Here is a 22,984-nt window from a genome sequence, read left to right on the forward strand (position 1 = left end):
AAGATAAAGGAACTGAGAAAGAGAAGTAAACCAGAGTAATATAGCCATTTAAATTAAAGGTGCGAGCTTATATCCACCTATTCACTCGCACCTTTAACCTTGGCGACCTTAGCCCGGCATCACCTCGGCATTATCCACAAGCTTACTGTCACGCTTGGAGAAATAACGTACGGTTTCAGCGTGGATAACATGACGTAGGCCGATAATTGCTATCAGGTTAGGAATCGCCATCAGGCCATTAACGGTATCGGCAAGCAACCAGATCATATCCAGTTGAATGAAGGCCCCGACAGCAATCAGGCCCAGAAACAATCCCTGATAAAGCCGTAGGCCCCTGTCTCCCATCAAATAGTACCAACAACGCTCACCGTAATAGTGCCAACCTAAAATCGTGGTAAAGGCAAAACAGACCAGAGCGACCGTCACTAAGTACTGGCCGACCAATGCCGAACCACCGCTGGCAAAGGCGGCACTGGTCATGGCCGCACCAGCAGTTTCACCACTCCACACTCCGGTAATGATCAATACGAGTCCGGTCATGGTACAGATGATGATGGTATCGAAAAATGTGCCCGTCATACTGACCAAGCCTTGCTCTACCGGCTCATTGGTCTTGGCTGCGGCGGCGGCAATCGGCGCGCTGCCCAGTCCCGCTTCATTTGAGAACACGCCGCGGGCAATACCGATTTGCAGCGCCTGTGCTACCGTCGCCCCGAGGAAACCACCGGCAGCAGAGATAGGCGTAAAGGCTGACTCAATAATTAGCTGAAATGCCGGCAGAATTTGATCTGAAAAAGCGACTAAGATCCACACGCAGGCCAGAATATAGCCTAGCGCCATCGTCGGTACTAACCTCTGCGCCACATTGGCAATACGCTTAACCCCACCCAGAGTGACCGCCGCAACGAGCACGGTTAACACCAGGGCAGTTACCCAGGTCGGCACATGGAAGGCAATGGTCATGGCATCGCTGATAGCATTGACCTGCGCAAAGGTACCTATACCGAAGAAAGCGACGCCGACACCAAACACGGCGAACAATTTTGCCATCCAGCCCAGTCCCAGACCACGCTCGATATAATACATGGGTCCACCGGCAATCTGTCCCCTTGCATCTGTAGTGCGATACTTAACAGCCAACATACACTCGGCATATTTGGTGGCCATACCGAAGAAGGCCGCCAGCCACATCCAAAACAGCGCGCCGGGGCCGCCAATCTTGATAGCGGTGGCGACACCGACAATATTACCGGTACCGATTGTCGCAGAGAGCGCAGTACAAAGGGCGGCAAAGGATGAGAGGTCTCCCTTACCAGTCGCGGGTTTAAACAATAACCTCAGCGCTAGAGGCAGGCGAAATACCTGAATAAGCTTGAGTCTGACGGTGAGATAGAGTCCCGTACCAACCAAAAGGCATAAGGTAATAGGTCCCCAAACGATGGCGTTAACATTAGCCAGCAGGTCGGCGATTAAGAGTTGAAAATTCATACATTCCTCGAGTCTATTACCCAAGCCACCTCATGATGCGAGTTTCAGAGCTCCCGTAGGATAGCCGAGCAAGGCAGTGATTGAGAGAATGGTTGCTCCCTTGTCGATATCACTAACGCTGCACCGATATTCTACGGGAACTCCCGAAGGGCAAATCGATAAGCAACATTTTTCTGTGTTATGAAATATTGAATTAGAATAACTAGTCCTGCTATTTCATGCCTTGAACTCTGTCACTTCTCGATTTGCTGAATTCTGCATATTGAGGTGGTTTGGGTATTACTACTTAATTAATAAACGGAGGAGGAAAAGAAATGGCTGTTGAGCGACGCGCCGGACGCAATAGCAAGCCATATTCACCGGGCAATACAGCCAAACGGTAAAAATAGCCCACGACGACAAACGACAGGGACTGTGCAGTCATCCTCTCCTCTGTCCTTTTGCCTGAGCGTTTCGCGTCGATAGCCAAACGATAAGTTTGGCTATTGGTCAGTGAACGAATTCACTGTGACACTTTCGCCTTCGGCGCCGTAATACAGTTATTCAGATTTGAACAGTTGTTTACGATCTCTCCAGAGGCTCGTCCAGTAACAGTCCACGCCAATCACAATTGGCACCTGAAAGAGTATTTGGCTTAACTAAATAAATGTACTCAATTAAAAGTACGAGATAAAAAGCGCTAAACCAAAGTTGCCTCGTCGGTGTGGGGGCAATTCCCCACTCTCCTGCTACCTTCATCCGAACGGATTGCCAAATGCATCGTGAATAATCGCGATAGATTTGGCAGGTTGCACAGAATGCAGCAATCTAATGCTTTGCTCAAGTCGGTTAGATCACACTTTTACCTTAGATTCGACAGATGTGCTTTTTTTGGACAGAAAGAGAGGGGCGAGGTTCGAGATGCTAGGTTCTAGGTTCTAGATGCGAGGAAGAGGCCAGAGTTCTTTTATGTAGGAGCGGCTTTAGCCGCGAATCTTTAAACGTTTCGAGCCATAAGATAAAGACTTTCGATACATGGTCTGGATTCAGCTCTTTACAAAGAGTGAGTTCAGAATGACGGTAAATCAATGCATTCAGGCATTCAGGCTGGATCCTGAAACGGGTTCAGGATGACCAGCATGCAGACATTAAAAGCTGGTTCTGCGGCCTTCATAGGTATCGCACATACCTTGCACTTTATCTGCCTCATAGGGACGCAGGCCACTCATGACCAGGGTTTTCACTCCCGTGCCCACTAAGGTATCGCCGCTATGTAGCTCAAACTTCAGGGTGACATTACCGCGCTTACCGTCGACGATAAGTTCTTGTTCAACCAGTGAAAGTGTCACTTTGGTAAAATCGAGAGTATTCAAATCGAATGACATGCTCTCGTAGATAACCAGTGGACGTGCCGGGTTTATCATCACCTGATGTTGCTTCATCATAGGCACAAGCACATGAATAAAGTTCAATCCGGAAAAAGCCACATAACTACGGATAAAGGATTCTATCTGGGCTTCGCAATTTCTCACATCACCCTGTCGTTCAACACTCAGATAGTGCTTCTCTTTATCATCATGAACATCAAAGCTCTCGCCGACTGACTCTGGGAACTCCAACTTCACTCCATCTCCCACCATACCGGCGAAGGTAAAGCTCATCTTCTGACTTAAACCATATTCCCCTAACACCAAAGAAAATAACAGGTCACCTGGCACACAGAAACGCTTAGCACCTTCATCATGGATAGGATTAAAATCCTGAGCCACGATTTTTGCAAAGTCACTCGCCTGAGATGGGAGAATTGAGACCGATTGATTTTCTTTTTTATAATATGGAGTTAGGAACATAGTCACTCAAATAATTGTTGAAGCATAAAATAGCCGCACATTTTATATCAAAATCCCTTAAACACTCACCCGATGACTTAACGCTCAAGAATTTATAAGCCAAATACAGACTTTGGGCAACAGCCCTGACGAGTTAACAATTGTAAAGAAAGCTGAGCTTAAGTTAATTTTAATACAACCAGCTTAGGATGCGCATAGAAATGATAACCACTCTCATTAACAAGTTTAATAAGTCGACTTCGATTATTTTACCTTTGGTATTAATTGCGTAACGGAGATCTTATGCCTAACCCTAAAACCTTGTCACTCAGCCTGCTTTCCACGGCTCTACTCACCGCACTGTCAACCTCATCGTTCGCCCAGGAAATTCAAGGCGATGAACATGCCAGTCCGATGGAACAGATAAGTATCTTTGGCAAGCGAAACCCGCTCAATACCGTCCCGGGAAGTGGGCATAAGATCACTCAGGCTCAGCTGGATACCTTTAAATACACAGACATTATGCGCACCCTATCGTCGATCCCCGGTGTCTATATTCAGGAGGAAGATGGTTATGGACTGCGTCCTAACTTAGGCATGAGGGGCACGGGACAGAACCGCTCAGAGAAAGTGACCATAATGGAAGATGGCGTATTGGCAGCTCCCGCTCCCTACGCCTCTCCGGCAGCATATTACTTTCCGACCTCAGGCAGAATGCAGTCTGTGGAGATCCTAAAAGGCAGCTCAACGGTTAAGCACGGCCCGCGTACCACTGGCGGTGTGATCAATATGCTCTCTCGCCAGATCCCCGAAGAGGATTTAGCGGGTAAAGTCGACGTAGCAGCAGGCCAAGATGGTTTCGGAAAGCTTCATGCCTATGCCGGTGGACAGGGTGAACGTGTGGGGGCAGTTGTCGATCTATACCGCTATCAGGCCGATGGTTTCAGAGATATAAATGGGGTCGGCGGTAACACAGGCTTTACCAAGAATGATGCCTTGGCCAAGGTGATTATTCGCTCAGACAAAGACGCTAACTTTGAGCAGGTTTTGGAATTTAAAATAAAGTATTCGGATGAAACATCGAATGAAACCTATATGGGGCTAACAGATGCAGATTTTGCCGCCACTCCCTATGCCCGTTATTCGGCTTCCCAGAAAGATGTGATGAATACCGAACATAAGCAGCTGCAGATCAACCATATGATCGATTTCAATGATAATTTAACTTTAGGCACCACGGCCTATCACAATGACTTTAGCCGTAACTGGTATAAAGCCGATAAAGTAGATGGTGACAGCCTGAGCAAAGGCGGGATAGAAAACGCCTCAGCCTTCGATAAAAACCCAACCTCTGAGCCTATCGATGTTCGGGTTAAAGCCAATAACCGCGCCTATATTTCACAGGGCATTCAAACCGAACTGAACTGGTACCTGGATAATCATGAACTCTCCTTGGGCGCACGTTACCATGAAGATGAGATGGACAGATTTCAGTGGGCAGATCATTACGACTTAAACGCAAATCAGGTCATGACGCTCAAGGAGAGCGGCACACCGGGTACAGATTCAAACCGAATAGATAGTGCTAACGCCCTCGCCCTCTATGTTCAGGATAAAATCCAGCTGGGCAATCTCAATATCACCGCCGGACTACGTTATGAAGATGTCACCACCAATCGCCTCGACTGGGGTAAAGAGAATGTCGGACGTGACGGTGAGCCGAAAAAAGATATCAGCAACAGCTTCTCAGCTATATTGCCTTCACTCTCAGCAACCTATCAGCTAAATAGTGATTGGCTGGTACTGGCGGGCGTTCAGAAAGGCTTCTCTCCTGCCGCACCGGGAAATGCAGACAGACAGGAAGAGGAGAGCTGGAACTACGAGGCTGGTACCCGCTTCAACACTGGAGAATTCAGCACCGAAGCGATAGTTTTCTACAGTGATTACAGTAACATGCATGGTAACTGCACCGCGGCGCAAGGCTGTGACGACGAAAACCTGGATAACCAATACAATGCCGGTGAAGTTAACGTATCGGGCCTAGAGTTTAGCCTGGGATACAAGTTCAATGCATCGGGTAGCGTGAACTTCCCCGTCAAGTTAGCGTATACCTACACCAATGCAGAATTCACCAACAGCTTCGAATCCGACTTCGATCCTTGGGGCGATGTAGTTGAGGGCGATAAGCTACCATATCTTCCTGAAAACATGCTGTTTGCATCAGCGGGTATGGCTGGTGAGAGTTGGGAACTCACTCTGGCGGCTCGCTTCACCGATGATATTCGCACCACAGCGGGTCAGGGCAATATTATCCAAGATGAGTTAATCGAAGCCAAAACCATAGTCGATCTTTCGGGTCGTTACTTTATCTCCGAAGCTCAGGAGGTTTATCTGACGGCAGAAAACCTGTTTGACGAGAAATATGTCACCACGAAAGTCCATGGTTCAAACTTTTCGGGCAAGCCAATGACTGTAACAGTTGGATATTCGTACAAGTTTTAACCATAAATTTAAAAACCAATTAATTTTTTAAATCTTTAAAAAGGTGAGCTTAGCTCGCCTTTTTTATTATTTAAAATCGATTAATCCATTGTAAAACAAAGAAAACACCACGCTTAACATTAATACAAACTAGCATCAAAGTGATTTACCTTATATTTACACTTGTTGATCCCGATCAAGAAACTAAATGATAACCGTTTGCATTATCAACATCAGTTGTTAGAATCGCTCCAAATTTAATAACCCTAAAATAACAACAGGGAACAAAATGATGATGAAAAAGACACTGATAGCAACCGCACTCGTTGGCCTTTTCGCCAGCCAAACTGCATTTGCTTCTGAAGAGACTCAAGAGTTACGTAAAGTGATCGAGCAGCAGCAAAAGGTGCTACAAGATCTTGAGCGTCGTCTCGAAGCCACTGAAACTCGCGTCGAGAGAACAGCCGATGTAGTGGAAGAGGTTGCAGAGTCTAAGAGTGCGACAACTATCGGTGGTTATGGTGAACTTCACTACAACAATATTACCGATAACAAGTCTGGCAACGATAAGAAATCAATCGATTTCCACCGTTTCGTACTTTTCATCGGCCATGAGTTCAGCGAAAAGACGCGTTTCTTCTCTGAGCTTGAAGTTGAACACTCAATTTCCGGCGATGGTCAGCCAGGTGAAGTTGAACTTGAGCAAGCCTATATCGAACATGACTTCAGCGAGATGTTGACCGCTAAAGCGGGTCTGTTCCTTATGCCTGTCGGCATCATCAACGAAACTCATGAGCCACCAGCATTCTATGGTGTTGAGCGTAACCCTGTTGAGAAAAACATTCTTCCTGCAACTTGGTGGGAAGCCGGTGCAGCACTTAATGTTAAAGCCGCTCCTGGCCTTGCATTCGATGGTGCTATTACCTCTGGCCTGAAAGTCGACGAGTCTTACAAGATCCGTAACGGTCGTCAAAAAGTGGCTAAGGCAGATGCTTCAGATCTTGCTTACACGGCTCGCGTTAAGTACACAGGCGTTCCAGGTTTAGAGCTGGCAGCGACGGCTCAGTATCAGTCTGATGTGACTCAAAGCACAGGTGGTGTAGACACAGCTTCTGCAACGTTACTGACTGCACACGCTATCTACAGCATACAGGGTTTCACAGTTAAAGCCCTTTATGCACAGTGGGATATCGATGGTAAAGAAGCCGAAGCCTTAGGTCGTGATGAGCAAAACGGTTGGTACATCGAGCCTTCATACCGCATCAACGAAAGCTTTGGTCTGTTTGCTCGCTACAACGAGTATGACAACAACGCCGGTAACAGCGACGACACTACAATTGAGCAAACCAACGTAGGTATTAACTACTGGTTACACGAGAACGTAGTATTCAAGGCTGACTACGAGAAAGTCGGTGGCGCTAAAGATTCAGACGGTTTCAACCTGGGTGTTGGCTACCAGTTCTAATTATCTGAGTATGAGTACCTAAGTACTAGATACTAGGTTCCAGGTGCTAACAGCTATTGCCTTTAGCACCTTTCTCAGCTTTACCTTAGTCAAAATTTTTAAAGAATAACTGAGTCCATTATGAAGCTAAGCTCTGTGCTCCTTATCCTCTCCTCTCTGATTCTAAGCTTTACTGCTCATTCCAAGGGTGTTTATCAGCAACCTGAAGATTTTATCAGTCAGGCATTTAATGCACCCACTCCAAAGTCGAAAGTCTTTTGGATTGACGATGAAGCTCAGCAGGTTATCGAACAGATACTGGCACATAAATTCAAGAAAATGCGCCTCAGATATTGGCAACAGGAAGCCGAAACGGTTTGGATATTAGAGGAGATAGGTAAAGAGTCGCTTATCACTGTCGCTATTCACATCAAAGATAAGCAGATAGCCCAAACCAAAGTGCTCGTCTATCGGGAGAGCCGCGGCGATGAGGTAAGACATGATTTCTTTACTGATCAATTCAAATCAGCCAAACTAAGGGACGATCTTCAACTCGATCAGCATATCGACGGGATAACCGGGGCCACCCTGTCCGTCAGGGCTCTGACCAAACTATCACGCATTGCACTATGGTTGGATAACCATGTCACTAAGGGCTAAAAGCGTAAGAGGTATTTAAACTTACAGCCTATGCCCTCGATATGGTGCTTATGCCATATTAAGAATAAAGAATAAGAATAACTAAATGATTCATAAGCATCACCATCATCGTAAGAAAAGTCTCAGAACTCAAATAACCAAACAGCTTCGCCCCTGGCACCGCAGCCTTGGGGTCATCAGCGCGCTCTTCATATTACTGATGGCTCTGACCGGCATGCTGATCAATCATAGCAACCACCTATCCATCGATAGCGCCCATGTGGAGCAAAAATGGTTGCTGGATTATTATGGCATCACCCCGCCCAACCAAATCAATATCTACCAAACATCGCCACTTAAGCTTGCTAGTTCAGATAACCTTATCTGGATAGACAATCGACTCACCGTCGAAGCCGATTCATCGATTAAGGGAATGCTCTCTCTGGGCAGAATGCTGATCGCCGTCGACAGTAACAACCTCTACCTGCTCTCGAAAGAGGGCGAATTGTTAGAGAAACAAGATGCTGCGACGGGTCTTCCCCGTGGGATCCAAGCTATCGGCTATGATGAGCAGGTCTGGTTAAAGGCGAGCGATGGGACCTATTTGGCGGACGATGACCTTATCGAGTGGGAGCAGACTCAAACGCTCGCCCCTATCGCTTGGAGCAAGCCACTTGTTGAGGTTAGTGTCGTTAATGAACGTGAAATGATCGCCCTTCAAGCTCGCTCGAGCCACCTCACCTGGGAGCGCGTCTTGCTGGATATTCACAGCGGACGCTTCTTCGGCAGCTTAGGTCCCTGGTTTATGGATCTGGTGGCGCTGGCGTTGATCATCATGTCCATTTCGGGCATCTATATCTGGCAGCAACAGAAACCCAAAAAACTAAGAAAACGAAAGTAAATTCGTTTTATCCTTTATTGGTCTTAATTCATTTGGCATTGGATAGAAACAATGAAGGTCGTACCTTCATTGTTATCTATCGCTTGCTGCGGGCTTACGTGCAAGTAATCTCTCGGTACGCTGTAGACCCATCCCTGGGCGCTCTGCGATTTCATCCCTGAAATCGAAGCCCTCGATCTCACTTACACCGAATATTTTATCTCTTCGATTATCTAAACTCTCAATTTCGCCAACAAATGGTCGTTGCTTCACAGAAACCATGCTGATAAGTTACTAAAATTATTGTAAATAAGTTGTGCTCTGCGAAAAAGTTGCTGACAGTCGGCTGGATATTCTGTTAAGCCCTTTTTAAATGCATTAAAAGTATGATCTACTTTTAATTTTTGAGAGTTAATTATGAAAAATGTGTTTTTTTTGTTTTCCTGCTTGATCCTTCAAGGTTGTACGTATAACTCGTATACAACTAAGCTAGAAGAACCGATTAAAAGAGATGTGGTCAGTGAACAATATTTATCGTCAATAGATTTAAATGATAAAAAATATTTATCTGCGACTATTGGTGATGAATTATTTATAATGAATAGGTACATTACAGGAAAGAATGAAATAATTACAGTTAATGCTCCTACAGGCAAAAAATTTCCTCAAAATTCTACTTGGACTGGAACATATAAATATAATGATGGTAAGTCAGGTGACTTAATCGTTTATACAACACCTGAATATTACAAAGGAACTATTGGCGTTGTTCTTGATGAAAATGAAAATTTAATAACTGATAAGCCATTAGTTCAATTGGAAGGAACTAAAAAAGGTCGCAGATGGGCGTTAAATAAAACTGGTAAATTTTTTATTATTACAAATGATAACATAGATAACTGGGCTCTAAGATATGGTGGAAGAAACGAAGGTAAATATGTATTTGAAATCATAAATAAATTAGAATCCAATACAATCGATGTTCTACAAACAATCTACGTAACTGAGAAAAACTTTTTTAATGGATTCATAATCCGTAATGTACTAATAAAAGGTATTAGTTCAAATGAATATGGTGTTATTCAATTTGAAGTTACTGACACTCTGCGAGAAAAGGCCTAACAAATTGCTCAAACGGACGCAGTTACACTCGGCATTCTTGGTTTAAAGTGTAATTGTCTTTGTAAGTTCGACGAATGCGCCACTTAGCAAGGCGTGCTTATCAGGCCGTTACCATACATTTATGTCCAAAATCGTGTCAGAAAATAAAGCAAAATCGAAGAAATAAACACTCAGGTGTAAACGCGGCAGTGACCTTCGACAGCAGGGAAGCTGTCGCAGAGCCCACAGGGATTGTGCTTGCGGCGTGTCACTGAAGTGTTTGCACATTAAGCGAGCCGCAGGCTATAGATAAATTAGAAGTAAAAGGCTTCAGAAGGCTAACCCAATACGCATTCAGCCAAATGAAACCAAACAGAAATACTTAAAGGGCTTGTTATTCGACAAGCCCCCTCCGTTTCTATCCACCAGTGATTTTCTGCCACCAGGAGAGCGGGTCACCGCAGTTCTTTGCCGGGTGGTAACTGGACTCCAGCGCTGGCAGTGCAATCGAGTTCTCACAGCCCGCCTGTTTGGCTACGCCGGTGGTGCGCTCGAAATGACCGTTAACGACGCCATGAATCGGCGTTCTTCTCAGACTGATCGGTGGCCTGTCACCTAAGAAATCCTGATACACGGCCATGGCGCCGCTGCTGCCATAAAGCTTCGTCTTACCATTGTCATCACGGCCAACCCAGATAGCGGCGACATTACGTTCGTCGAAACCGGCAAACCAGGAGTCTCGGGAGTCGTTACTGGTCCCGGTCTTGCCTGCCAGCGTGGTGCGCGGAAAGGCTTTGCCGAGTCTGGAGGCGGTGCCTGAGTCCACCACTTGTGTCATCGCATATTGCACTAGGTAGTTAGTCGCAGGATCCAGTGCCTGAACCGGTGTTATGGGCGATGCCGGCAGCGGATTATTATCCATATCCAGCACCGAAGTGATGGAGCTTAGCTTTCGGTAACGACCGTTGTCGGCGATGGTCTGAAATACCTGCGCGACCATCAAGGGAGAACCATTAACCGCGCCAAGTAACATAGAGGGGTACTCAGGGATCTTATCCCGCCAACCCGCCTTATCTAATGTGGTCGCCACACTGCCCACACCAATGCTCATGCCTAAATTGACTGTAGGGACATTGATCGATTTTTTGAAGGCTGTTAACAGAGGGACTTCCCCCCTGAACTGCCTATCCACATTCTTAGGCGACCAACTCTTCCCCTGACCACTCTTTAGTGTAATGGGTTGATCTTTTATCGGCGTCGCCAGATTGTATCTATCGCCATGACTCAGCGCCGTGGCATAGACGAAAGGCTTTACCAAAGAACCGATAGGACGACGAATTTCGACAGCGCGATTAAATCCTTTATAACCCGGCACTTTGTCGCCAACCATGGCGGCGATACCGGCCGAGTATTTGTCGGTAACAACCATACCGACCTGCAGAGATTTATCACTCTTGCCTAAGCGTGCCATGGTCTTCTTAACCGCTTTTTCCGCGGCTTCCTGAGCCATAGGGTCTAGCGTGGTATAGACCTTTATACCGGACTGCTTAAGCAGAGAGTTGCCAAAGCGCCTTGCCAACTCATGTTGCACCACGGCAAAGAATGCCGGTAGCTTCTGATGCACAGGCTTATCCGCTTTACGAAGCCCCAGAGGGGATTCGACCGCCGCCGTGTACTGAGCGACATTGAGTTGATCCGCCTCCATCAACAGCCTCAAGACCAGATCTCTTCGCTGTTGTGCTCTCTCAGGGGAGCGCCATGGATTGTAATAGGAGGGTCCCTTAATCACCGCCACCAGAAAGGCCTGTTGCGGCAAGGTCAGTTCGGCAATCGGTCGACCGAAATAGAACTGAGAGGCCAGCCCCATACCGTGTACACCACGAGCCTTATCTTGTCCCATATACACTTCATTGAGATAGGCTTCTAATATCTCATCTTTGCCATAACGAAAATCGATAATCACCGCCATCAAGGCTTCTCGAATTTTTCGTACCAGAGAGCGCTGGCTGGAGAGGAAAAAGTTTTTGGCCAACTGCTGAGTCAGGGTCGAGCCCCCCTGCACCGTTCTTCCGGCGCTGATGTTAACCATCAATGCCCTGACTATGGCAAACGGGTTGATGCCATGATGTTCATAGAAGCTGCGATCTTCCACTAAGATAAGGGCATCGATAATCGGTTGCGGGATCTTTTCTGCGGGTACAAATAATCTGTCTTCACCATCTCCGGTAAGAATACGGTCGAGCAACACAGGTTCGAGATGGAAAATGGCTAACTGACGTCGATCTTTGTTTCTGGAAACCGAGCTGACTCCCTGAGAGTCGAAGGTGATCATCACCCTCTGCTCCACCTGAGAACCTTGTGGATGGAGGAAGGGGCGACGCCACAGATCGACCTTAGTTTTCGAGGCCGAAAACTCGCCAACCTGTCTTGGGTTAGCGACCTTGCGGTAACCGAGTAACTTAAGTTCGGCAATGAGCTGGTTATGACTCACCGCTGCGCCCGGATAGAGGGCCATGGAGCGGCTGAATACCTGTGCGGGCAGATGCCACTTCTGTCCCTCAAATTTGCGGGCGATGATCTGATCCAGGTAGATGCCATAGATAAAGACGGCCGCTATCACGATAAGTCCGCATTTCCAGCTTATCGACCAGATACGACGTCCCCAGCCCGGAGATGATGGTTTCTTCGATGCGCGCTTTTTACTTTTAGGCTTGGCTTTAGCCGTACTCTTTTTAGGGGCAGCCTTCTTAGCCGCTCTCTTTGTCGTCTCTTTCTGTGTCATCTTTATTCCGGTAAAACGATTTCAGCGGCCAGATCCCAGCCGCTAAGTAATTTGTAATAGGTATAAGCTGGATCCCGGATATTTCATTTCTCGACTCCGGGATGACAATATAACGAACGCTCACCTCACCATCATTCAGGTGAAAGAGTCACGCTCCTAGCTCTTTGCATTAAATGTCTTTTTCTTGGTAAAACGAGTCGGTAAGGTATTGGCAGGATCATCAGGCCAAAGGTGTTTTGGATACCTTCCTTTCATCTCTTTTTTGACTTCGACATAGGGTCCTTGCCAAAAACTGGCAAGATCGGCCGTTAACGCCAAGGGTCTTCGGGCCGGCGATAGCAACTCCATCGTCACGGTGAGCTTGCCATTGGCCAAAACCGGGCTCTGTGCCATTCCCAGCGCCTCCTGCAGTCTTACATTGAGCAGGGCTCTACCGCTATCATCATAGGTTATCTTCGCCTTCGTACCCGTCGCCATCGGCCAGTGGCAAGGAAGTAACGAGTCCAACCTACGCTGTTTATCCCACTCGAGGCAATTGAGCAAAAGAGTATAACAGTCAAGGGCCTTCAATTGTGACAAGCTTCGGACATCGCCTAAATAGGGGCCTAGCCAGTCATCCAGATTTGCCAGTAAGCTTGCATCGTCAATATCGGGCCAGCCATGTTCGCTATCGAGTTTTGCCGCTAACTTCACCCTGTTTTGTAGCTGCACCAGCTTATCATCCATATTGAGCAGACCCAGCCCCTTAGCAAGGATCTGTTCGGTGATGGCGGCTTTTATCTGACTCGGTTCAGGCTTCTTAGATGCCGTCTTGCTCAGTACTATTTGACCGATGCATTTCTGAGTCTCGGCAAAGAAGCGTCCTTTCGACTCATCCCAGCCACAATAGTTTTTGGTCGACACCAAGAATGAGAGCTGCTCCTTAAACGCCGCACTGTCAATCTCGGCGGCAAGGTAAACCCGGCCGGACGTTCTGCCTTCACTTTCCTGAAAATCAGCCACCACCAGCCAATCTACATGAGAGAGTGGATCGTTATCGGGCAGGATCACCCCGGTACCATTGGCCAGCTGATAACCCGACATTCCCCGACTTTTAGCGATACGATCGGGATACGCTAGCGCGAGCAAGAAAGCGATATCTGAACTGGCGGCACCGGCAATAATCTCAGACAGAGACATATTCACCTTAAGCTTCTTCATCCATCGACGTACCTGCTGCCCTGACTCTCCCTGACCGGCCTCTCTTAAATAATTGCCTATATCGGTGCCTTGACGTGAGCGGGAGCGAGACTCTAAAACACCGGCCAATAAGCAGGCTAACCCCGTGAGTTCATCGGAGCCTGTCCCAGTCGATAGAGATTTGGCCTTAAGCAGCATATGCGCCAATCTTGGGTGGCAGCCCAATTCATAGGCTTGCTGCCCATGAGCCGTAATTTTTCTCTGCTCATCGACCACGTCGAGCATCTGTAGTAGCTGCCAGGCTACCGATTCATTTGCCTGTGAGGGCTGAGTTAACAGCGGAAGTTCACAGAGTGACTTCACTCCCCAGCACGCTCCATCATGTACCATAGGTAAGAGATCTGTGTGTAGGATCTCGGGCTCATCGGCCTTTAATAATCGGCCCTGCTCCTCCTGACTCCAAAGACGCAGACAATGCCCCGGAGCCAAACGCCCCGCACGACCGCTACGCTGGGCAGCAGAGGCCTGACTGATACGCTTGAGCGATAGCTTGGTCACACCCGTTTTAGGGTTGAAACGGGCTTGCCGCTTATATCCACTGTCGACCACCATGGTGATCCCTTCGATGGTCAGACTCGATTCGGCCACATTGGTTGAGAGCACGATTTTACGTTTACCATCGTCTGCCGCAGCGATGGCTTTGTCTTGTGCCTTCGCGGGTAAATTGCCGTAGAGCGGACAGAGGGAAAATTGATTCAAATCCAGTCGGCTAGCTAAAAAGTCATGCAGACGCATGATCTCACCCTGGCCGGGCAGGAATGCCAGCAGTGAGCCGTTAGATAAGTCATCAGAGCCTTCACTCGCGGCGTTATCGCCCTTGAGCAAGTCCAGTATGCATCGTCCCATATGCTCTATCCACTGGGAGTGGGACTGATGTTGGGATCTGTTTTTTGAAGCGGAAACGGCGTTATAAATGATGTCGACAGGAAAGCTGCGCCCCTCGCTCTTCAGGGAGATGGCCTCGGGCATGACACTATCCAATGGCAGGCCTGAAAGCGTCGCCGACATGGCTAGAATCTTAAGGTCTTCCCGAAACGAACCCTGGATCTCAAGGGCCAGCGCTAAACCGAGATCTGTGGTCAGGTGGCGTTCATGGATCTCATCGAAGATGATCAACCCTATCCCCTCTAACTCGGGATCTTGCTGGATCATTCGGGTCAAAATACCTTCGGTGACGATCTCCAGCTTAGTTGTCGCCCTGCTGCGAGATTCCCCTCGGACCCTGAAGCCTATCTCCTCACCGATAGCGCAGCCTCGTTGACTCGCAATATAGTGAGCCACACTCCTGGCCGCCACCCGTCTGGGCTCCAGCATCAATATCTTACCTTCTATCTCCGCCCAATCGAGCATGGCCAAAGGCAGTGCAGTAGATTTACCTGCGCCCGTCGGAGCTTCGAGGATCACTTGATTATGCTGGCCAAAGGCCCTACGCAGAGGGTTGAGCAGACTATGTACGGGTAACTGTTCCAAGGAGATGACATCTGAATAACACACTGCGAACCAGTGTACTAGGATTGGGCTTTATACCCAAGCATCTGAACGATTCAATTCCCTACTGGGGAGCGTGATGACACAAGGTCTCGGTAACCAATGTAGCCCCTTTCCCGAAGCCAGCGAATGTAGATACAATCGACTCTATGAAGCGCCATCTGCGAAGATGGTTATGGCATTCACCCAAAAAGTCATATGATTTTGCTAAAATTAAGCACAAATAGTAATTATACCAATCGGTATTAAGTCTCAGATAACTGATTAAACTTACAAGAGAGTTCTTTCAGATGGAGCGGCTAATATGAAAAGATTATTTTTAGGCGTATCACCCAACGGGAAGCAGGTCGAACAACTGCTCAAGATCCAGGCAGCCCTTTTCGAAGCAGGGGATAAAGAGAGAGCTTTGGAGGGGCGAGATGCCGACAAAGACTCTGCTAGTCATTATCACACCTGTGTCGGTCGCAGCGTCAATAAACAGAATTTTCATATGACACTCGCCTTCTTGGGCCCCGTCAGCGATGAGATGCAAGCCCAACTGGAGTCAACACTGGACAGCTTCTACGCCATCAACGCAAACCAATGGCCCTCCTTCGATGTAGCATTAGATACGCTTACGCTGTGGCGAAAACCTCAGGTGCTCTGCCTCTCGGGAAAACCCGAAGACGAAAATTTGCAAATTGCGGTAGACAGATGCCGATATGCCGCCAGAGAGGCTGGTCTTTTCAGTGGGAAAACAGACAAACCGAATAAAAGCAGTGAACCTGCTTTCACTCCCCATATCACCCTGTTTCGAAAAGCAAAGAAGATACCTGATAGTCATCTGCCGCAAACGGGTTTGTTGCGAGCCCAGTTAATAGAACGCTCACTCATCCCGATGACACTGTCACCACAGCAGATGCATCTCTATGAGTCAGTTAACACCGCCGATGGAGTCGAATACCATATCTTGCGTTCCTGGACGTTAAACTAATACCAATCAGTATAAGAAAGTGATCTACTCAGCGTGTTTTTTGGCAACTAATTCAAGGCGAATGGATGATGGAATGGTTGTTCCCTTGTGAGGCCATTCAACACAGAAGTAGGCAGTCAAAAACACGCCTAACAGGCGAGTTTTAGCGCATCCGATGCGGTGTTAACGAGCTTTAACGTAGAATAACTATGTTCTTCACTCGTTGCGAGCAACATGGATGTTGCAAATGTCATTTATGCAGGAGCAATTAATGACCTTGCCTCTGAAGCGCTAAATTCTCGCTGAGCGATCACATCTTTATACTGATTGGTATAAATACCAATAAAGCAAATACTGACATTAAAAGAGCCGGTATCTTTTCAGACACCGGCTCTTTTAATTTTGTTAAGGTACCGCTTACTCAGAAGCGGCAAGTCTTAAGCTTAGTGCCTTAAGCTTAGTGCCTTAAGCTTAGTTTCTTAATCCTGCAGTAAAGCTGCGATAGTCAGCACGCCGTGTGTCGTTCCACCGGCCGCCCACAGTGCATTCGCGCTATCGGCAAAAGCCGACGCTAGATCCATATGCAACCAGTTAGCCTCAGGCGTAACAAAATGCCAAAGGAAGCCCGCTGCATTAGACGCTCCACCGGCACCGCCGCCCTTCATAGCTCGACTATTAGCGGTATCGGCATAGGCCGATGGACACATCTCACGATGCCAGGGATCCAGTGGCAGTGGCCAAACTCGCTCACACACTTCGGCAGCTTTAGCTTGCGCCATCGCCAACACTTCGCTCGATGGCGAGAAGATAGCGTTGTAGTTAGTTCCCACAGCCATCAAGGCCGCACCGGTTAAGGTGGCCGCATCGATAATTAAAGAGGCACCCGTTTCAGAAGCCGCTTGCAATCCATCCGCTAATACCAAACGTCCTTCGGCGTCAGTATTGACCACTTCGACAGAGACGCCATTCTTGTAAGTTAAGATGTCTCCTAGCTTATAAGCATGACCACTGATCAGGTTTTCGGCGCAACAAAGGATCAATTTAACTCGCTTGTTCAAGCCTTGCTTCATCGCAAGCCCCAATGCTGCCGTCACGGTGGCCGCGCCACCCATGTCACATTTCATCCCTAGCATGCCTTCAGAGGCTTTAATGCTATAACCACCAGAGTCAAACGTGATCCCTTTACCTACCAAGGCGACAGATACCGGAGCATCATCCCCTAAAGGGTTATAATCAAGCTCTAGCATAGCGGGTGCCCGCTCACTTCCACGACCAACGGCATGGATCCCAACCCACTTCTCTTCGAGCAGCTCGGCGCCCTCAATGATGCGATAAGTCACCTTATCTCCGCCTATCTCAGATAACCAATGCGCGGCAAGTATTGCCAACTTCACAGGCGCAAGATTTTCAGGCGTTTCATTGATTAATTGACGGGCAAAGCTGGCACTGTCGAGTCTGTTTTCCAGCTCGGTCTGCATTGCTTCATCCCCGGTCCAACGGATATCAGGGTTAGATTTTGCCGTGGCAAACCCTTGAGCAAAAGCCCATTGAGAATGCAGATCCCACAACTCGCCCTCTAATGAAAGTGAAGCGATACCTTGGCTACGCAGTTTACGTGCGGCTTTCTGAATTTGTCTTAGCTCATCTCCACCTTGCAGGTGAATAACCGCCTGGTCATTTTGGAACGTCACATCGGCTTTGCCCCAATGGGCGGCAGGAGCCTCTTTAGTAAGGCTCACTTTCATTAACTCTGTCATGCCTAATCCTTCCTTTTATACATCTTTTATAATTAGATTCTTACCCGAGCGACCTAAATAGCCAGATATTGCTTTGTCCGAAGTGTACTGCAAAGAAGTCGATACCGAAAGCCGTCACAATTGATAGTATTAAGCTAAATTAGCCAGAGAAAAAACGACTACAGGTAGAAATACCTCCACCAGTCTTAAGACAAAAGAGACATACTCGGACCAATAAGCTGATAGTCTAACTATCATCTGATATTCCTTAATGAGACCAGACCTGACTCATGCAGTTCACTCCCCCTTTCGAACAGGGCGTCTTACTGAGACGCTATAAACGCTTCCTCACCGACATTAAACTTAGCGATGGCAGTGAAGTCACCATACATTGCCCCAACACGGGTTCCATGAAAAATTGCCTCTTCCCGGGGGAAAAGATGTGGTTCTCCACATCTGATAACCCTAAACGTAAGTACTCGCGTACCTGGGAGCAGGCAGAGTCTGATGCGGGGCATATCATAGGGATCAATACCGGCAGAGCAAATCAGCTGGCAGAGGACGCTATCAGAGCTGGCGTGATCACCGAACTGAGCGGTTACAGCGCCCTCAAACGCGAAGTTAAATACGGCAGTGAAAATAGTCGCATCGATATTCTACTCAGCGACGATGCTGGTTTGACTGACACCACTATCGCAGGCACCGATTCCCCCGACACAGAGCCTGGCAAGCCAAACTGCTATGTCGAAGTGAAGAGTTGTACCTTACTCGAAGAGGGGCAAGGTTATTTCCCCGATGCCGTCACCACCCGTGGTCAGAAGCATTTAAGAGAGCTGATGGAGATGGTGAGTTCAGGCCACCGAGGCGTACTGCTTTTTGTGGTGCAACACACAGGTATCGACTCCGTTCAGGCGGCGGCTCATATCGACCCCGACTACGCGTCACTGCTGACTAAAGCCCATAATGCCGGAGTCGAAATTATCGCCTATAGCACTGAGATGTCCCCAAATGGGGCTTGCTTGATTAAATCCTGCCCTGTCAAACTCTAATTAGCAGCTAAAAGTTGAATTAATGAAGAATAGGGGACATAGTCAAGGAATAACGTCAAATGGACACAAAAAGTTTGCTTGGATTATCTGTTTCTGATATAGATATCGGCCTTAAAATACAAGCGTCCTAAAAAGCAAACGATTAACAGGAGATGGGTTATGCCAGAAGGCACTAAAAAACTCGGCGTGCTCGCTATCGCAGGTGTAGAACCTTACCAGGAAAAGCCTGGTGAGGAGTATATGAACGCAGATCAGCTGGACCACTTCAGAACGATTCTGGACGCTTGGCGTAATCAATTGCGTGAAGAGGTCGATCGCACTCTTAACCATATGCAAGATGAAGCGGCTAACTTCCCGGATCCTGTAGACCGTGCAGCACAGGAAGAGGAGTTCAGTCTTGAACTTCGTGCTCGTGATAGAGAACGTAAGCTGATTAAGAAGATTGAAAAGACACTCCAGAAGATTGAAGAAGATGATTTCGGATTCTGTGATTCTTGTGGCATCGAAATCGGTATCCGCCGCCTCGAAGCTCGTCCAACGGCCGATCAATGTATCGACTGTAAGACACTTGCAGAGATCTAAAGAGAAGCAGATGGCTGGCTAATCCGTCTCTCTTCACTGCATGAGTTAAGCGGGGTTTCAGGCCCCGCTTTACTATTTACCTCTATCTGCTCATTTATCCCTTTACCGCGCACCTCAATTATTAACGACCTTCTTGTCACACCTTTCCTGCCAGCAGCCCGATAGATCTTTCTTGTTAACTACAACCTAAACGTATTATGATCCTCACTGGTTTTATAACCTATCAACTATAGGTATCGTCGCTTTGAGTCATCCCCCTTACATTGGCCGTTTTGCTCCCTCACCTTCGGGTCCGCTTCACTTCGGTTCACTGGTAGCCGCAGTAGGCAGTTTTCTGCGAGCTCGATCTATGGGGGGTCAATGGTTGGTGCGAATTGAAGATATCGATCCCCCCCGGGAAGTGCCGGGTAGCAGTGATGACATTTTGCGAACATTAGTCGCTTATGGTCTGGAATGGGACGGTGAGGTCTTATATCAGAGTCAGCGTCTCGATGCCTATCAGGCCAGGCTCGATAGTCTGATGTCCAACGATCTCGCTTACTATTGTCAATGCACACGCAAACAGATCCACGCTATGGGTGGGAGCTATGATGGTCGCTGCGGCGCGCTGGAAACGCCTCTGGAAAGTGGGGCGATCAGAGTACGCAATACGATCGGCATAGATAAATTTCAAGACACATTAATGGGTGAGATACACTTAGATAAAGCCTTCGCAAAAGAAGACTTTATTATAAAACGCAGTGATGGTCTCTACGCCTATCAATTGGCCGTAGTCATGGATGATGCATTTCAACAGATCACCGAAGTCGTTCGTGGCTGCGATCTGTTAGAGACCAGCTGCAGACAGGAGAGTCTGTTTGCACTATTTGGTTTAACCCCACCAACCTGGCTGCACCTTCCCTTAGTCTGCACTACACCCGGCATGAAGCTTTCGAAGCAGAACCATGCGCCGGCTATCGACATAGCTGAGCCACAGACGAGCCTGAATGCCGCGCTTCAATTCTTAGGCCAGCCGCAGGTCGAGCCCAGACAAGAGATGAGACTGATGCTGGAGCAGGCCGTCTCACAATTTGATATCGAGCTCATTCCCAAGCAAACCGAGATAATTCTCAGTTAAACACTTACCGTGACTTGGGCGCCCTCTCAAAAGTGTTCCTCAGCTCACATTACGGCAAACTGAAACACTTAAAACGAAACAAAAACCACGAATATTGCGGTCGATAATTGATAGCTCTTCGGCGCTTTCGGCCGACTTTATCGGATCAATCATTAAAGATCGCAAAACAAATTCAAATCTACGTGAGTCAATGGTGATCAATCGTATACTCATTGAGCCATATTTGAGTTATCATAGCCGACTTATTTTAAATCGCAGTTCAGTCCCCAGTTCGAGGTGTCCCATTTTTCGCCGTATTAGCAAATTCTGTAAGCAGTTCTTTGATGACAGTCAAACAGCTGAAGAAACCACACAAACAGGCCTAAGTTTGGAGGTTGTCCCGAGACAAGATCACTCTATATCTCGCAGACAGATGAGCGAAAATGCCATAAAGGTATTATACCGATTGCATAAGTCCGGATTTAAGGCTTATCTCGTGGGTGGAGGTGTGCGTGACATCTTGTTGGGCCTACAGCCTAAAGATTTCGATGTGGTGACCAATGCCACGCCGGAAGAGATCAAGAAACTGTTCCGTAACTGTCGACTCGTCGGTAGACGCTTCCGTCTGGCCCATATTGTCTTTGGCCGGGATGTCATCGAAGTCGCGACCCTGCGTGGTCACCATGTTGAACATGTCGAGCAGGTTTCAAAAACCAATGCCGAAGGCCGACTGCTACGCGATAATGTCTATGGCACCATAGATGAAGATGCGGAGCGTCGGGACTTCACCGTCAATGCGCTTTATTACGATATCAGTGACTTCTCTATACATAGCTATGGCGGCGGTCTGGAAGATCTAAAATCGAGAACCATCAGGTTAATCGGCGATCCTAACACCCGCTATCGTGAAGATCCCGTACGTATGCTCAGAGCCGTCCGCTTTGCGACTAAGCTCGACATGACTATCGATAAAGGTGCGGCTGACCCTATCCATGAATTGGCTCCACTGCTGAAAGATATTCCTGCAGCGCGCATGTATGAGGAGATACTCAAACTCTTCTTCAACGGCCAGGCAACAAATAACTTTACCATGATGCGTGAGTTTGGCTTGTTTGCGCCACTGTTCCCTCTGGTTGATTCACAACTAGCGGATGAGCCAGACGGCTTTGCGGCGAAAATGCTTCAGGCTGTTATGGAAAGTACCGATGCGAGAGTTCGCGCAGAGAAGACGGTAACCCCCGCATTCTTCTATGCCGCCATACTCTGGTATCCGTTGAGTCAACGTGCCGATGATATCGCACTGGAAAGCGGGCTAAGCCTATATGATGCATATAATGCAGCTATGGGTGATGTCATGGAACAGCAATGCCGAACTATCAGTATTCCGCGTCGTTTCAGCACTCCGGCAAAAGATATCTGGCAGTTACAACTTAGGTTCGACCGAAACCAAGGTACACGCGCATTTAAATTTATCGAGCATCCTAAATTCCGCGCGGCCTATGACCTACTCCTGTTGAGAGGGAGCGCCGAAGGTGGCTCAGTGGCGAAATCTGCCGCATGGTGGAAGAGCTTCGTCGAAGGTGGCGAAGAGCAGCGCAATGTCATCGCGCGCTCGGCAAACAAGGGCAGCCGTAACCGTAATTCGAACCAACGGAAACGTCGTAAGCCTGCATCGAAGAAAACGACGAATCCGGCAGAGTAATGCCGTTAGTTTTTGTTGCTCTAGGGGCAAACCTAACCGACCCTGTGACTCAGCTCGATAACGCCTGTAAAGCGATTATCGAGCTGGCTTTATGCTCCTCAAATTCGACACTTCAAGTATCACCTTACTACCGTTCCGCTCCTATGGGAGAGGTGGTACAGCCCGATTACGTCAATGCCGTTGTTGGCTTTAATACGACACTCGAACCTATCGAGTTGCTAGATGCACTGCAGAAAATTGAGAACGAGCAAGGCCGGGTGAGGCTGGAGCGCTGGGGTCCAAGAACCTTAGATCTCGATATTCTCCTGTATGACAATCAAACCATAGACTCTCCAAGACTCACTATCCCCCACTATGGAATGAAACAGCGAAGCTTCGTATTAGTCCCATTAGCCGATATCGCCCCCCAGCTTTTGCTTCCTTGTGGCACAAGACTAGAGCGACTGATAAATGCCGAATTGACCGCAGAATTAGAACAAATTGTCAGATAAGATTGAATTTGGCTCTGTGTTGGCAT

General features: G+C 47.8%; 18 protein-coding genes, 1 pseudogene and 1 riboswitch. Of the genes and pseudogenes, 12 read left to right on the forward strand and 7 right to left on the reverse strand.

The window, feature by feature from the left end:
* Positions 1–108 precede the first annotated feature (108 nt).
* From EKG38_RS05530 to EKG38_RS05535, 3 genes are all read right to left on the reverse strand, one after another.
* Positions 109–1,488 (reverse strand): alanine/glycine:cation symporter family protein, encoded by a 1,380-nt coding sequence (locus tag EKG38_RS05530; RefSeq protein WP_126519250.1) that lies wholly within the window; start codon positions 1,486–1,488, stop codon positions 109–111.
* Positions 1,489–1,774: 286 nt separating this feature from the next.
* Complete coding sequence (locus tag EKG38_RS24885) at positions 1,775–1,912, reverse strand: hypothetical protein (RefSeq protein ID WP_185826783.1); 138 nt, start codon at positions 1,910–1,912, stop codon at positions 1,775–1,777.
* Positions 1,911–2,074, reverse strand: a riboswitch (glycine riboswitch). Its footprint overlaps the gene before it by 2 nt.
* A gap of 541 nt (positions 2,075–2,615) precedes the next feature.
* A complete protein-coding gene (locus EKG38_RS05535; protein WP_126519251.1) occupies positions 2,616–3,317 on the reverse strand; it encodes a DUF3581 domain-containing protein in 702 nt (233 codons plus the stop codon).
* A 282-nt stretch (positions 3,318–3,599) separates the two neighbouring features.
* Between EKG38_RS05535 and EKG38_RS05540 the strand changes: the two genes are divergently transcribed.
* From EKG38_RS05540 to EKG38_RS05555, 4 genes are all read left to right on the forward strand, one after another.
* A complete protein-coding gene (locus EKG38_RS05540) occupies positions 3,600–5,798 on the forward strand; it encodes a TonB-dependent receptor family protein (protein WP_126519252.1) in 2,199 nt (732 codons plus the stop codon).
* 268 nt (positions 5,799–6,066) lie between these two features.
* On the forward strand, positions 6,067–7,242 hold the full coding sequence (locus EKG38_RS05545; RefSeq protein WP_126519253.1) for a porin: 1,176 nt from the start codon (positions 6,067–6,069) through the stop codon (positions 7,240–7,242).
* Positions 7,243–7,362: 120 nt separating this feature from the next.
* Positions 7,363–7,881, forward strand: coding sequence for an FMN-binding protein (locus EKG38_RS05550; RefSeq protein WP_126519254.1), 519 nt, complete (start codon positions 7,363–7,365; stop codon positions 7,879–7,881).
* An 85-nt stretch (positions 7,882–7,966) separates the two neighbouring features.
* Positions 7,967–8,761, forward strand: coding sequence for a PepSY-associated TM helix domain-containing protein (locus tag EKG38_RS05555; RefSeq protein WP_126519255.1), 795 nt, complete (start codon positions 7,967–7,969; stop codon positions 8,759–8,761).
* 72 nt (positions 8,762–8,833) lie between these two features.
* On the opposite strand, the gene EKG38_RS05560 is transcribed toward EKG38_RS05555, so the two are convergent.
* Positions 8,834–9,013 carry a hypothetical protein gene (locus EKG38_RS05560; protein WP_126519256.1) on the reverse strand — a complete coding sequence of 60 codons (180 nt, stop codon included), beginning with the start codon at positions 9,011–9,013 and terminating at the stop codon, positions 8,834–8,836.
* 144 nt (positions 9,014–9,157) lie between these two features.
* On the opposite strand from EKG38_RS05560, the gene EKG38_RS05565 reads away from it, so the two are divergent.
* The gene (locus EKG38_RS05565) at positions 9,158–9,862 is read left to right on the forward strand and encodes a hypothetical protein (protein ID WP_126519257.1); all 705 of its coding nucleotides are present in this window, start codon (positions 9,158–9,160) and stop codon (positions 9,860–9,862) included.
* A gap of 397 nt (positions 9,863–10,259) precedes the next feature.
* Here the strand turns inward: EKG38_RS05565 and mrcB are convergent, their stop codons facing one another.
* Entirely contained in the window at positions 10,260–12,623 is a 2,364-nt protein-coding gene (gene mrcB, locus EKG38_RS05570) for a penicillin-binding protein 1B (RefSeq protein ID WP_126519258.1), read from the reverse strand.
* Positions 12,624–12,779: 156 nt separating this feature from the next.
* A complete protein-coding gene (hrpB, locus tag EKG38_RS05575; RefSeq protein WP_126519259.1) occupies positions 12,780–15,356 on the reverse strand; it encodes an ATP-dependent helicase HrpB in 2,577 nt (858 codons plus the stop codon).
* A gap of 73 nt (positions 15,357–15,429) precedes the next feature.
* On the opposite strand from hrpB, the gene EKG38_RS25340 reads away from it, so the two are divergent.
* Both EKG38_RS25340 and EKG38_RS05580 read left to right on the forward strand, forming a co-directional pair.
* Positions 15,430–15,552, forward strand: a complete 123-nt coding sequence (locus tag EKG38_RS25340) for a hypothetical protein (protein WP_281276946.1) — start codon at positions 15,430–15,432, stop codon at positions 15,550–15,552.
* Positions 15,553–15,654: 102 nt separating this feature from the next.
* Entirely contained in the window at positions 15,655–16,323 is a 669-nt protein-coding gene (locus tag EKG38_RS05580) for a 2'-5' RNA ligase family protein (protein WP_126519260.1), read from the forward strand.
* 458 nt (positions 16,324–16,781) lie between these two features.
* Here EKG38_RS05580 and pepB read toward each other — a convergent pair whose 3' ends face one another.
* Positions 16,782–18,059 (reverse strand): aminopeptidase PepB, encoded by a 1,278-nt coding sequence (pepB, locus tag EKG38_RS05590; protein WP_126519261.1) that lies wholly within the window; start codon positions 18,057–18,059, stop codon positions 16,782–16,784.
* 269 nt (positions 18,060–18,328) lie between these two features.
* Between pepB and EKG38_RS05595 the strand changes: the two genes are divergently transcribed.
* From EKG38_RS05595 to folK, 5 genes and pseudogenes are all read left to right on the forward strand, one after another.
* Positions 18,329–19,087 (forward strand): DNA/RNA nuclease SfsA, encoded by a 759-nt coding sequence (locus EKG38_RS05595; RefSeq protein ID WP_126519262.1) that lies wholly within the window; start codon positions 18,329–18,331, stop codon positions 19,085–19,087.
* 159 nt (positions 19,088–19,246) lie between these two features.
* A pseudogene (gene dksA, locus EKG38_RS05600) lies at positions 19,247–19,691 on the forward strand (RNA polymerase-binding protein DksA).
* Positions 19,692–19,913: 222 nt separating this feature from the next.
* Positions 19,914–20,786, forward strand: coding sequence for a tRNA glutamyl-Q(34) synthetase GluQRS (gene gluQRS, locus EKG38_RS05605; protein ID WP_126519263.1), 873 nt, complete (start codon positions 19,914–19,916; stop codon positions 20,784–20,786).
* Between the two features lie 223 nt (positions 20,787–21,009).
* The gene (gene pcnB / locus EKG38_RS05610; RefSeq protein ID WP_185826791.1) at positions 21,010–22,467 is read left to right on the forward strand and encodes a polynucleotide adenylyltransferase PcnB; all 1,458 of its coding nucleotides are present in this window, start codon (positions 21,010–21,012) and stop codon (positions 22,465–22,467) included.
* On the forward strand, positions 22,467–22,958 hold the full coding sequence (folK, locus tag EKG38_RS05615) for a 2-amino-4-hydroxy-6-hydroxymethyldihydropteridine diphosphokinase (RefSeq protein ID WP_126519264.1): 492 nt from the start codon (positions 22,467–22,469) through the stop codon (positions 22,956–22,958). The genes pcnB and folK overlap by 1 nt, the downstream gene beginning before the upstream one ends.
* Positions 22,959–22,984: the final 26 nt, after the last annotated feature.

Source organism: Shewanella canadensis, assembly GCF_003966225.1.
Taxonomy (GTDB): domain Bacteria; phylum Pseudomonadota; class Gammaproteobacteria; order Enterobacterales; family Shewanellaceae; genus Shewanella; species Shewanella canadensis.